The organism is Comamonas sp. (genome assembly GCF_036666375.1).
Classification (GTDB): Bacteria; Pseudomonadota; Gammaproteobacteria; order Burkholderiales; family Burkholderiaceae_C; genus Comamonas.
This window is the reverse complement of record NZ_JAVWWA010000001.1, coordinates 24,324-35,336: the sequence shown is the minus strand read 5'-3', so window position 1 is coordinate 35,336 and position 11,013 is coordinate 24,324. Positions and strand designations below refer to the sequence as shown.

At 66.1% G+C, this 11,013-nt stretch carries 10 protein-coding genes and 1 pseudogene; 5 read left to right on the top strand and 6 right to left on the bottom strand.

Translation table 11 applies throughout. The annotated features are described in order from the left end of the window. The 3 genes from RR928_RS00170 to RR928_RS00160 all read left to right on the top strand — a co-directional run. On the top strand, nucleotides 1-403 hold a 403-nt coding region (locus RR928_RS00170), incomplete at its 5' end, for a DUF4810 domain-containing protein (protein ID WP_332681124.1). A gap of 1 nt (nucleotide 404) precedes the next feature. Next, nucleotides 405-1,076 carry a DUF799 domain-containing protein gene (locus RR928_RS00165; protein ID WP_332537611.1) on the top strand — a complete coding sequence of 224 codons (672 nt, stop codon included), beginning with the start codon at nucleotides 405-407 and terminating at the stop codon, nucleotides 1,074-1,076. 3 nt (nucleotides 1,077-1,079) lie between these two features. Beyond that, the gene (locus tag RR928_RS00160; protein WP_332537610.1) at nucleotides 1,080-1,274 is read left to right on the top strand and encodes a hypothetical protein; all 195 of its coding nucleotides are present in this window, start codon (nucleotides 1,080-1,082) and stop codon (nucleotides 1,272-1,274) included. A gap of 36 nt (nucleotides 1,275-1,310) precedes the next feature. Here the strand turns inward: RR928_RS00160 and RR928_RS00155 are convergent, their stop codons facing one another. The 6 genes from RR928_RS00155 to RR928_RS00130 form a co-directional block, all read right to left on the bottom strand. After that, a complete protein-coding gene (locus RR928_RS00155) occupies nucleotides 1,311-3,359 on the bottom strand; it encodes a BCCT family transporter (RefSeq protein WP_332537609.1) in 2,049 nt (682 codons plus the stop codon). Between the two features lie 109 nt (nucleotides 3,360-3,468). Next, nucleotides 3,469-4,185 carry an ABC transporter ATP-binding protein gene (locus tag RR928_RS00150; RefSeq protein ID WP_332537608.1) on the bottom strand — a complete coding sequence of 239 codons (717 nt, stop codon included), beginning with the start codon at nucleotides 4,183-4,185 and terminating at the stop codon, nucleotides 3,469-3,471. Then, nucleotides 4,182-4,946 (bottom strand): ABC transporter ATP-binding protein, encoded by a 765-nt coding sequence (locus tag RR928_RS00145; protein WP_332537607.1) that lies wholly within the window; start codon nucleotides 4,944-4,946, stop codon nucleotides 4,182-4,184. Before RR928_RS00145 ends, RR928_RS00150 begins: the two co-directional genes overlap by 4 nt. Further along, complete coding sequence (locus tag RR928_RS00140) at nucleotides 4,943-5,902, bottom strand: branched-chain amino acid ABC transporter permease (protein ID WP_332537606.1); 960 nt, start codon at nucleotides 5,900-5,902, stop codon at nucleotides 4,943-4,945. The genes RR928_RS00145 and RR928_RS00140 overlap by 4 nt, the downstream gene beginning before the upstream one ends. An 11-nt stretch (nucleotides 5,903-5,913) precedes the next feature. Then, nucleotides 5,914-6,831 (bottom strand): branched-chain amino acid ABC transporter permease, encoded by a 918-nt coding sequence (locus RR928_RS00135; RefSeq protein ID WP_332681118.1) that lies wholly within the window; start codon nucleotides 6,829-6,831, stop codon nucleotides 5,914-5,916. Between the two features lie 262 nt (nucleotides 6,832-7,093). Then, nucleotides 7,094-8,299, bottom strand: a complete 1,206-nt coding sequence (locus RR928_RS00130) for an ABC transporter substrate-binding protein (protein ID WP_442881585.1) — start codon at nucleotides 8,297-8,299, stop codon at nucleotides 7,094-7,096. Nucleotides 8,300-8,649: 350 nt separating this feature from the next. On the opposite strand from RR928_RS00130, the gene RR928_RS00125 reads away from it, so the two are divergent. Further along, a complete protein-coding gene (locus RR928_RS00125) occupies nucleotides 8,650-10,311 on the top strand; it encodes a VRR-NUC domain-containing protein (protein WP_332537638.1) in 1,662 nt (553 codons plus the stop codon). Continuing rightward, nucleotides 10,308-11,013, top strand: a pseudogene (locus RR928_RS00120) (ATP-dependent DNA helicase); the annotation flags it as partial. The gene RR928_RS00125 and the pseudogene RR928_RS00120, both read left to right, overlap by 4 nt.

The following is an 11,013-nucleotide window of genomic DNA, read 5'->3' as shown; positions in this document are numbered from 1 at the left end:
TGCCCGCTTTGCCCGCGACCATGCACTGAAAGGCCAGACCATGAAACTCCGCACTCCGTTCCTGCACGTCACGGCCTTGGGTCTGGGCTGTCTGCTTTTGGGCTGCGCGGCGCTGGCGCCGCTCTATGACTGGAAAAGCTACCCCGATCAGGTGTACAGCTATCTCAAGAACGACGGTACATCCGCCGAGCAACAGATCCAGGCGCTGGAAGAAGGCCTGGCGCAGATGCAAGACCCTGCCGCGCTGCCGCCCGGCTACCAGGCCCATCTGGGGCTGCTGTACCTGAAAGTCGGTCGCACCAACGATGGGCTGCTCGCCTGGGAACGTGAAAAGGCGTTGTTTCCCGAGTCGACCCGCTACATCGACCACCTCATTGGCAACCTGAAAAAGAATGGGAACTGACATGCCCACACCTTCCATCACCAAGGTGCTGCAGGGGTGCGCCTGGCTTGTGGCCTGCATCTGGCTCACGGGATGCGCGAGCACGCCGGCGCAGGGCAACAGTGCATTCCGTGCGGCAAATCCGGCGTCCATCCTGGTGCTGCCGCCCGTCAACGAAGCCCCGGAGGTCCAGGCGACGGCGAGCGTGCTGTCGCATGCGACCTTTCCATTGGCCGAAGCCGGCTACTACGTGCTGCCCGTGGCGCTGGTGACCGAAACCCTGCGCGAGAACGGCATGCAGAGCGCCGAAGATGCACACGACATCCCCGCGGCCAGCCTCAGGGATATCTTTGGCGCGGATGCCGCGCTGCGCATCAGGATCACGCGCTACGGCACCATCTATCAGGTGATCGACAGCACCACCGTGGTCAGCGCGCAGGCTCAGCTGGTCGACCTGCGCACCGGTGACCTGCTCTGGTCGGGCAAGGCATCGGCCTCCAGCAAGGAAAGCGGCAACAGCACGGGCAGCGGTCTGGCCGGCATGCTGATCACCGCCCTCGTCAATCAAATCCTGAGCACGGCCACCGACGCCTCGCACAACATTGCGGGCATCGCCACGCAGCGGCTGCTTTCCGCCGGCGGCGCGAACGGTCTGCTGTACGGGCCGCGCTCACCTATGTACGGCAGGAAGTGAGCCATGACCATGCAACTGACCCCACCCCACTCCGTTCTTGACGGCAAGCCCGCGCGCGTGGCGAAAGGCTCGCGAAGAAAACCACCGCCGCCGCAGGGCGTGCTGGTCGTGAGCCTGTGGCCGCTGAGACTTGTATGCCGCAGCCCCGCAACACCCGTCAAGGGCCGCCCGCCAGGCAAGAAATCCGTGACGGGCTGACCTCCGGCCGGGGCGAGAGCCGCCCCGGCCGCGCAGTCATTCGACGTGCCCTGGCGCGCGGTTGAGCAGCAGATTGCGCTGATCGGCGCTGAGCGACAGATAGCGTTCGTAGTTGCGCAGAATGTCGGCAATCAGTTCTTCCTGGCGCAGATACTGGATGTCGTAGCCTTCGCGGCCATCGGCGAAGAAGGTCATGGGCTCGACGACATGGCGGCGCGCATTGGCTTCCTCGTCGGTGACTTCGGTCAGGATGAACCCGGGCAGCTTGCGCTTCACCGGGCGCACGCCATAGACGAAATCGCGCAGCTCGGCGATGGGAATGACCAGCCGCACCGATCCCGCAGCGTCGCCGTCATGGCCCGCGCTGTCATCGTGCACCACCGCGTGCACCCCTTGTCGCTCCATTTCCGCGGCCACTTCGCGCATCGCGGGCAGCACGGTCTTGCGCAGGAAGCTGCGCACGTCGAGGCTGCTGGGCTGGCGCACGATCAGCTCCAGACGCTTGCGCCAGTGCTGGCCGTTCCAGAAGCTGGTCGCGGGCGCCCAGTCCTGGGAGGCGTTGCGCAGGTCGGCTTTCATACCGCGCCACAGCCCCACGCACAGCACCGCCATGATCGCGGCCACGGGCAAGGCCGCGACCAGGGTCATCGCCTGCAAGGCCTTGAGTCCGCCGGCGAGCATCAGCGCAATCGCCGTCACGCCCAGCACCGCGGCCCAGAAAAGCCGCTGCCACACCGGCGAGCGCGGATGACCGCGCGATGCGATCGCATCGACCACATAGGCGCCAGAATCTGCCGACGTCACGAAAAACATGGCGATCAACAGGATGGCCAACCAGGACACCGTCTTTGCCAGCGGCAGGTACTCGAAGAAACGGAACAGCAGCGCGTCGACATTGCCCGCGGTCTGCGCCAGCGCGCCCTGGGCCACATGGGTGTCTATCCAGATCGCGCCGTTGCCGAAAGCCGTCATCCACAGCAGGTTGAAGGCCGTGGGAATCAGCAGCACGCCGACGATGAATTCACGCACTGTGCGGCCGCGCGAAATGCGCGCGATGAACATGCCCACGAAAGGCGACCAGGAGATCCACCAGGCCCAGTAGAGAATCGTCCAGCCGCCGAACCAGGCCGGGTCCTGCGCGGGCTCATACGCAAATGTGCGCAGCGACAGGCTCACCAGGTTGGACAGATAGTTGCCTATGTTCTCGCTGAACGCCTGGAACAGGTAAACCGTGGGCCCGAAGATCAGCACGAAGCCCAGCAGGATGAAAGTCAGGATCAGATTGATTTCCGACAGCCGGCGCACGCCCTTGTCCAGGCCCGAGGCTGCCGACAGCCCTGCCAGGCCCACGACCAGCACGATCAGGCCGATGCGAAACGCGACCGTTCCGGTGTCCCAGCCGGTCACGATGTGCAGGCCCGCGGCAAGCTGCAGCGCGCCATAGCCCAGCGTGGTCGCGAGCCCGGCGATTGTTCCCACGAGCGCAAACGTGTCGACACCATGACCTATGGGGCCGTTGATGCGCTGCTGCAGCAACGGATACAGGCCCGAGCGCATGGTCAGCGGCAGGTTGTAGCGAAAGCCGAAATACGCGAGCACCAGGCCCATCACACCGTAGACGGACCAGGCGTGAATGCCCCAGTGAAAGAACGTCGATGTCAGCGCCTCGCGCGCCGCGGCGGGCGTGCCCGCGGCTTGCGTGGGCGGGTTCAGGTAATGCTGCAGCGGCTCGCCCACGCCGAAGTACATCAGCCCTATGCCCATGCCCGCGGCAAACAGCATCGCGCTCCAGGAGATGAAATTGAACTCCGGCTTGGCGTCGTCGGGCCCGAGCCGGATGTCGCCGTAGCGGCTGAACGCCAGCATCACCAGAAACACCGGGAACATCGACACGACCAGGGTGTAGAACCAGTCGAAGTGACTGATCACCCAGGCCTGGGCGCTCGAAAAGACGCGGTCGGCCAGCTGCGGAAAGACACCGCACAGCACCAGCAGCGCGGCCAGCACGATCAGCGCGGGAACGACCACCGGAGCCGAGAAGGTCATGCGGGGGGCGGCGTCGTTCGGTTTGGCTGACTCATTCATGCGCATCTCCTGTGACGGGATCAATGACGTTCATCGCAACCAACAGCGACAGTGACTGCAATGGTATACGCGCCCGAACGCAATGGGGCCATTCATTCGCAGTTGCGGCTCACACCCCCAGGTGTTCGTGCCACAGCGCGCGATCGGCATTGAGCTCGGCGGACGTTCCCTGCCAGACCGCATTGCCGCGCTCGAGAATCACGTGGCGGTCGGCCAGCGCCACGAGCCGGTGCACATACTTGTCGACCACGAGAATCGTCTGGCCCGCGTCCCTGAGCGTCGCCAGGCAGCGCCAGATTTCCTCGCGTATCACGGGCGCCAGGCCTTCGGTGGCCTCGTCGAGAATCAGCAGCCGCGGGTTCGTCGACAGCGCGCGGCCTATGGCCAGCATCTGCTGCTCGCCGCCTGAAAGCTGGTTGCCCATGTGGTGAGCGCGCTCCCTGAGACGCGGAAACACGCCGTAGATGCGCTCCAGGGTCCAGGCATCGCGTTGTCCGTTGCGCTGCGCGGCGAAAGCGATCAGGTGCTCGCGCACCGAAAGATTGGGAAAGCAGTGCCGCCCTTCGGGAACGATGGCCACGCCCAGGCGCGCGATCGCGTCGGGCGACTTGGCGTTCACCGATTCGCCGGCGAAGCGCACTTCGCCCTTGCTGGGCCTGAGCGCGCCGATGATGGTCTTGATGGTGGTGCTCTTGCCCATGCCGTTGCGGCCCAGCAGCGTCACCACCTCGCCCTGCATGATGTGGAAATCGATGCCGAACAGCACCTGGCTTGCGCCATAGCCGGCTTCGAGGCCTGCGCAGGCCAGCAATGGAATGTTCTTCATGCAGCCAGCCCCAGGAGATCGGTCTCTGTGCCCAGGTATACCGCCTGCACCTGCGGATCGGCCTGGATCTCGGCGGCCGTGCCGCAGGTCAATACCTTGCCGTAGACCAGCACCGAGATGCGGTCGGCGAGCTGGAACACCGCGTCCATGTCGTGTTCGATCAGCAAGATGGCCATGTCCTGGCGCAGTCGTTGAATCAACTCGACCATTTCGGCCGACTCCACCGGGCCCATGCCCGCCATGGGCTCGTCGAGCAGCAGCAGCTTGGGTGCCGCGGCGATCGCCAGCGCGACATCGAGCTTGCGCTGCGCGCCATGCGGCAAGGTGCCGGCAACGCGGCCCCATTCGCCGGCCAATGTCACGCGCTCGGCCAGCGCCTGGGCGGCCGCGAGCAGGTCGTGGTCGGTTTCACGCGGCTTGGCGAAGCGAAAGCTCGAACCCGCATGCGCCTGCACCGCGAGCAGCAGGTTCTCGCCCACGGTCTGCTTAGGGAAGATGCTGGTCACCTGGAAACAGCGTGACAGCCCCGCGGCCACGCGCCGGTGCGGCGCAAGGTGGGTGAGGTCGACGCCGTCCAGCGACAGCGTGCCGCCGTCGGCGGGCAGCAGCCCGGAAATCAGGTTGACCAGCGTCGACTTGCCCGCTCCGTTGGGGCCTATCAAGGCATGGATTTCGCCGGCGTTGACCGCAAAGCTCACATGGTCGGTGGCCAGCAGCGCGCCAAAGCGCTTGACGAGTTGATGCGCGACCAGCAGCGTCATGGCGCGGCCTTTCTTGAAGCGAGTGCCGACAGGCCCTTGGGCGCGAGAAACACCACGGCGATCAGCAGCAGGCCCATGGGCGCATGCCAGTATTCGGTGAACTGCTTGAGCACTTCTTCGAAAACCAGCCACACGGCCACGCCCAGCGGCGCACCCCAGCGCCGGCCCACGCCGCCAATGACCACCATCACGATGAGCAGCGCCGATTGCGTCCAGTGCATCAGCGACGGGCTGATGAAGCCGTTCTGCGTCGCGATCAGCGCGCCCGACAGGCTCGCGACGCCACCGGCCGCGGCAAACGCGCAGAGCTTCAGAAGATAGGTGGGATAGCCCATGGCCTGCATGCGCGTCTCGTTGTCGCGAATGCCTTCGAGCGCGCGGCCGAAATGCGAGGCTTCGATGCGCCACAGCGCCAGCAGCACCAGCGCCACGAGGGCCAGCACCACCCAGTACAGCGGCGCGCCGCTGGCGGCGATCGCGTTCTCGCCGCCGATCAGGTGCAGCGGCGCATAGAGCGTATAACCGTCGTCGCCGCCGTACTTGCGCAGCGACACCGCGAGATAGAACAGCATCTGCGCGAACGCCAGCGTGATCATGATGAAGTACACGCCCTTGGTGCGCAGCGCGACCGCGCCTGTGAAGCCGGCAACCACGACGCCCGCCACGCCGGCCAGGCCCCAGACAGCCCAGGCCGAAGTCCAGCCGGCTTCGGCCAGCGCCGCGACCGCGTAAGCGCCCACGCCCACGAAGCCCGCATGGCCCAGCGCCACCAGGCCCACGCGGCCCATCAGGAAGTTCAGGCTGGCCGCGGCCAGCGCGACAATCATCAGCCGGCGCACGAAGCCGGTGTAGTAATCGAGATCGAACAGCGGCGCGAGCAGCGGAACCAGCGCCAGGGCCAGCACCAGCACGGCGATGCCGGCGCGCGCGGCCCAGGGCGAAGCCTTGGAATTCATGGAAGACTCACTCATACGCGGGCCGGGAACAATCCCGAAGGCTTGAAGACCAGGACGCCGGCCATCAGCATGTACATGGCGATGCTGGAGATCGCCGGCCCCACATCGGCGGCCAGCGCGGGCGCGAGCACTTCGCGCAGCAGCGGCGGCAGGAACGCGCGCCCGGCGGTATCGACCAGGCCGACCAGCAGGCTCGCAACGAAGGCGCCGCGCACCGAACCTATGCCGCCGATCACGATCACCACCAGCGCGGGAATCAGGATCGCTTCGCCCATGCCGATGGAGACGGCGCTGATAGGCCCCATCAGCGCCCCGGCCAGCGCGGCCAGCGCCGCGCCCAGCGCGAACACGATGGTGAAGACCCGGGAGACGCGCACGCCCATGAACTCGGCCATGGCGCGGTTGGACGCTCCGGCGCGCACCAGCATGCCCAGCCTGCTGTGATTGACCAGCACATAGAGACCCGCGGCCACGGCCAGACCCGCGCCCAGGATCAGCAGCCGGTACGAGGGATAAGGCAGGCCCAGCAGTTCCACCGGCCCCGACAGCAGCGCGGGCGTGGGCGCCATGATGGGTGACGGCCCCCAGAGGAACTTGACCACGTCATCGGCCACGAGCACGATGCCGAACGTCGCCAGCACCTGGGACAGATGGTCGCGGCCGTAGAGCCGGCGCACCAGCAGCGCTTCGAGCAGCACGGCCAGCAGCACCGTCACCAGCACGGCCACCAGCACCGCGGCAAGAAAGGAGCCCGACTGCGCATGCACCGTTGCCGACACATAGCCGCCGGCCATGAACAGCGAACCATGGGCCAGGTTCAGCGTGTCCATGATGCCGAACACCAGCGTCAGCCCGGCCGCGAGCAGGAACAGCATGAAGCCATACCCCAGGCCGTTGAAGATCTGTTCGAGAAAAAAAGTCAGGTCCATTCGTCGCTCCGCGCGAGTCGGTAATGCGTTCGTCCTGAGCCGGTTAAGCGAGACACGTCTCGCCATGCGTTCTCAAGAAACAGCATGGCCGCTGCAGGCTTACGTTCGTCCTGAGCCTGTCGAAGGATGAACGCAGGGCCTAAAGCAATACGAAATGCTGTTTGGGGGCACGCAGATTGCGCCCTGAAACGCCCTTCGACAGGCTCAGGGCGAACGGTATTGATCTGCTGGATCCCGCTGTTGGCCAAAATCTCCAGCCCAGTCACTTCAACGCGCACTGGGCCGCAAACGCATCCTGGTGCGCGGTCAACACCTTGCCCGGCTGCAGCTGGTTGGTCACGCGGCCGTCGGCGCCCTGCACGATCTTGCGCAGGTAGTAGTCCTGGATCAGGAACTGGTTGTTGCCGTACTTGACCGGGCCGCGCACCGAGTCGAACGCCGCGGTCTTGAGCGCCTTGGCCAGCGCGGGCTTGTCGCCGACCTTGCCGCCCAGTTGCTTGACGGCCGCGTCCATGTTCATCACCACATCGTAGGCAAACGCCGCATACAGCGACGGATAGCGGCCGTTGTAGGCCTTGCGGAACTCGGCGACGAATTTCTGGTTCGCGGCGACCGGCAGGTCATGCGCGTACGACGAGGCATTGAACAGGCCGACCATGGAGGCGCCCACGGCCGGGATGATGTCCTCGTCGGCGGTGAACGGCGAGGAGATCAGCGTGATGTCCTTGTTCAGGCCCGCGGCCATGAACTGCTTGATGAAGTTGATGCCCATGCCGCCGGCCTGGAAGATGTAGACCGCCTCGGGCTTGGCCGCGCGCAGCTGGGCCAGCTCGGCGGCGAAGTCCAGCTGGCCGACCTTGGTGTAGATCTCGTCGGCCAGCGGCTTCTTGTACAGGCGCTTGAAGCCGTTGAGCGCATCCTTGCCCGCGGGGTAGTTGGGCGCCATGATCACGACCTTGTTGTAGCCCTTGTTCGCCGCGTACTGGCCCGCGGCTTCGTGCATGGAATCGTTCTGGTAGCTGGTGCCGAAGAAGTAGGCATTGCACTGCGCGCCCGCGAGCTGGCTGGGGCCGGCGTTGGCCGACAGATAAGGCACCTTGGCGGCGAACAGCGTGGGGCCCACGGCCAGCGCCACGTTCGAGGCAACAGGGCCGGTGAACAGATCGATCTTCTCGCGCTGGATGAAACGGTCGACCAGCTGGCGCGCCTGCTCGGGGTTGCCGGCCATGTCGGCCTGGATGAATTCGGCGGGCACGCCGCCCAGCTTGCTGCCCAGCAGCTTGATGGCCAGGTTCAGGCCGTCGCGGATTTCCGCACCCGGTGCCGCAAACGGTCCGGAAATATCGAGCGCCACCCCCACCTTGATCGGTGCGGGCGCCTGCGCCCGGGCCGCACCGGCCATGACCACCGAACCCACGGCAAGCGTGGCGACACCCTTCAGAAACCGGGAAGCGAAAAGAGCAGACATTGTGACCTCTGGATTTGAAATTGCGATCGACCCCACGGATGCGCAACGCATCCCCCCATCTTTTGCAAGCAGCGATTGTGCCTGCGGATGCCGCCGGCCCGATCGACATATGCAGCCCAAACACCGGCGCTGGCAGGAATGCCACATGCGCCCAGGGCGCGCCCACCGTCAGCGGGGCTCGCTACAGACACAGTAGCAAAGCGCGTTTCATGGATTTTCCTTGGCCGGGAAAACATGTATTTATGTACAGTCTGTGAATGTTCACACCTGTCGACCGCTCCGGTTTTCACGTCCATTGTCTGCAGCGCAGGGAGACCGCAAGCGCGGCTTGAAGCATGGCGAGCGTCAGCCTGGTGCCCCCGCACCGTTACTACTATCTGCACAACTTCCAGCGTGCATTGGCCTGGATAGAACAGCGCTACAGCGACCTGCTTGATGCGGGCGAACGCGAGTTTCTCGCGCAGTTCGCCGCGCTGCCCGCGCTGTCCCAGGCCTTGCTGGTGCGCATGCTGATGCGCCGCGGGCCGTGGTTTCGCGCCTCCAAGCTGGTCTACGAGGAGATTCCCGGGATCGAGGGCGCGGCGCAACCGCTGCTGTCCCTGGGCTGGCTCGACACCCAGGCGCCCATGCTGCTCGAGGAACTGTTCGATCTGCACACGCGCAGCGAACTCGCCGAAGTCTTCGCCAGCGCCGAGCGCGGCAGCAGCCCGCGCAAGTCCGACTGGCTGCAAGCATTGGCCGGCGTGCATGCGGCGCCGCGGCGCTACGCCGAGTGGCATCCGCAGGCCAGCGAGCCCGTCTGGCGCGTGATGCTGGGCGAACTCAGCGAGCGCCTGCGGCTGATGTTCTTCGGCAACCTGCACCAGAACTGGACCGAGTTCGTGCTCGCCGACCTGGGCGTGTTCAAGTACGAAAGCGTGGCCTTCGACGCCGCCTCGCGCGCTTTCCAGACAAGGGCAGACATCGACGCCTATCTGGCGCTGCAGGCCTGCCGCCAGGCGCTCGAAGAAGGCGCCGAGACCGCGGCCATGCTGCAATCCATAGCCGCCTGCGAAAGTCCCAACCCCTGGCTCGAAAAGCGCCGCGCCAAGCTGCTGCTGCGCCTGGGCAATGCCTGCGAGCGCGCGGGGCTGTTTGACGAGGCGCTGCAGACCTATGCGCAGTGCAGCTACCCCGGCGCGCGCCACCGCCGCATACGCGTGCTCGAACGCCTGGAGCGCCATGAGGAAGCCCTGGCGCAGGCGCTGCAGGCACAGCTGGCGCCCGAAGGCGACGAAGAACTGCAAAAGCTCCAGCGCATGCTGCCGCGCCTGCTGCGCAACACGGGCCGGGCCAAGGCGCGTCCACGCCCGGCGGCCAGCCAGGCGCTGGTGCAGATGCGCGCGGACATCGTGCTTGATGCGCCCACGGCGCCGATGTCGGTCGAATACGCGCTGCGCGCGCATTGGCACGACGCTGCGAGCCCCGTGTTCTACGTCGAGAACGCACTCATCAACTCGCTGTTCGGCCTGCTGTGCTGGCCCGCGATCTTCGCGCCCGTGCAAGGCGCTTTCTTCCACCCGTTCCAGAGCGGGCCGGCCGACCTGAGCGCGCCCGATTTCAGCGCGCGCCGCGCCGCGGAGTTCGCCCGCTGTCTCGCGCTGCTCGACACCGGCGAATACGCGCCCGTCATTCTGGCGCGCTATGCCGACAAGCAGGGCGTGCAGTCGCCGTTCGTGTTCTGGGGGGCGCTGACCGAGCCGCTGCTGCGCCTGGCGCTGGACTGCATCAGCGCCGCGCATCTCAAGCTGCTCTTCACGCGGCTGCTGGCCGACGTCAAGACCAATCGCAGCGGTTTTCCCGACCTGGTGCGCTTCTGGCCCGCCGAACAGCGCTACGAGCTCGTCGAAGTCAAAGGCCCGGGCGACAAGCTGCAGGACAACCAGATCCGCTGGCTGCAATACTGCAGCGACCACGGCATTCCGGTGAGCGTATGCCATGTGCAGTGGCGCGTGGCCGGAGACGGGCCATGACCTATACCGTCTCGGTACGCACGCTGTGCGAGTTCACTGCCAAGCAGGGCGACCTCGACCTGCGCTTCACGCCTGCGCCCACGGCCCAGCAGGGCATCGAAGGCCATCAGCTGGTGCAGTCGCGGCGCGGCGCCGACTACGAAGCCGAGCTCGCGCTGCAAGGCGACTACGGGACGCTGCGCGTGCGCGGGCGCGCCGACGGCTACGACGCCGCGGCCGGACAGCTCGAGGAAATCAAGACCTACCGCGGCAACCTCGACGCGATCCGCGCCAACCACCGCGCGCTGCACTGGGCGCAGGCGAAGATCTACGGCCATCTGCTGTGCAGCGAACGCGCGCTGGCGCGCCTCAAGGTGGCGCTGATCTACTTCAACATCGGCAACCAGAAGGAATACGCGATCGCCGAAGCCTTCGAAGCCGCCGAACTGCAGGCCTTCTTCGGGGCGCAATGCGCGCGCTTTCTGCAATGGGCGCAAAGCGAACACGCGCACCGGCGCGCGCGCGACCAGGCGCTGACGGCGCTGACCTTTCCTCTGGGCAGTTTTCGCGCGGGCCAGCGCGCGCTGTCGGTCGCCGTGTACCGCTGCGCGCGCGCGCCCGAAGGCGGCAGCTGCCTCCTGGCCCAAGCGCCTACAGGCATTGGCAAGACCATAGGCACGCTGTTTCCCATGCTCAAGGCCTGCCCCGATCAAGGCCTGGACA

Coding starts and splice junctions, on each gene's coding strand:
- RR928_RS00135 (WP_332681118.1), bottom strand. CDS start 6,831: ATGGACCTGACTTTTTTTCTCGAACAGATCTTCAACGGCCTGGGGTAT.
- RR928_RS00145 (WP_332537607.1), bottom strand. CDS start 4,946: ATGACGCTGCTGGTCGCGCATCAACTCGTCAAGCGCTTTGGCGCGCTG.
- RR928_RS00140 (WP_332537606.1), bottom strand. CDS start 5,902: ATGAATTCCAAGGCTTCGCCCTGGGCCGCGCGCGCCGGCATCGCCGTG.
- RR928_RS00165 (WP_332537611.1), top strand. CDS start 405: ATGCCCACACCTTCCATCACCAAGGTGCTGCAGGGGTGCGCCTGGCTT.
- RR928_RS00130 (WP_442881585.1), bottom strand. CDS start 8,299: ATGTCTGCTCTTTTCGCTTCCCGGTTTCTGAAGGGTGTCGCCACGCTT.
- RR928_RS00150 (WP_332537608.1), bottom strand. CDS start 4,185: ATGAAGAACATTCCATTGCTGGCCTGCGCAGGCCTCGAAGCCGGCTAT.
- RR928_RS00160 (WP_332537610.1), top strand. CDS start 1,080: ATGACCATGCAACTGACCCCACCCCACTCCGTTCTTGACGGCAAGCCC.
- RR928_RS00155 (WP_332537609.1), bottom strand. CDS start 3,359: ATGAATGAGTCAGCCAAACCGAACGACGCCGCCCCCCGCATGACCTTC.